The organism is Vibrio sp. 2033, assembly GCF_033339735.1.
Window position 1 is genome coordinate 1 of the sequence record NZ_JAWOVC010000282.1, and the last position, 757, is coordinate 757.

The 757-nt window shown below is 49.1% G+C and carries 2 pseudogenes; both read left to right on the forward strand.

Features of this window, described 5'->3' with window-relative positions:
• Nucleotides 1-534: pseudogene (locus R7P74_RS26090) on the forward strand (ornithine decarboxylase); the annotation flags it as partial.
• Between the two features lie 61 nt (nt 535-595).
• A pseudogene (gene potE / locus R7P74_RS26095) lies at nt 596-757 on the forward strand (putrescine-ornithine antiporter); the annotation flags it as partial.

A 757-nucleotide genomic window follows, 5' to 3' on the forward strand; every position in this document is an offset into this window, starting at 1 on the left:
CTCACTCCTGCGGAAGATATGGGTAAGATCCGTCACCTTGTGGCTCAAATTAACCGATTCGAAAAATTCATCCGTGATGATGCGCCTCTAAGTATCGTACTTCCAAGCGTCTACGAAGCGAATAAAGAACGCTACCGTGGCTACACCATCCGTCAGCTATGTCAGGAAATGCATGACATGTACAAAGAGCTGAACGTGAAACAGCTACAAAAAGCGATGTTCCGCAGCGAGTACTTCCCACAAATGGTTCACAAACCAGACGTGGCAACACGCAAATACTTCCGTGGTGAATGCGATTACCTACCACTTAAAGAGGCCGTTGGTCGCGTAGCCGCTGAGGGTGCACTTCCTTACCCTCCAGGCATCATCTGTGTGATCACTGGTGAAATCTGGACCCCACACGTGGTGGATTACTTCCTATCTCTAGAAGAAGGTATTAACCGCTTCCCAGGCTTCGCGCCAGAAATTCAAGGTGTGTACCTTGAAGATGTTAACGGTCGCACTACCGCACATTGTTATGTCCTAAAAGATTAATCTACCCGTTCGCACCACGCTCCGGCGTCGGTGCGAACCGCTTATTCGTGGAGAATAATTTATGAGTACTGAAACTAAAAAAATGTCGGTGGTGCAGTTAACCATTCTGACATTCATCAACATGGCCGGCTCCGGCATCATCATGCTGCCAAGTAAACTGGCGCAAGTGGGCACCATTTCTGTGTTGTCTTGGCTGATCACGGCGGCGGGCTCTTTGGCGTTG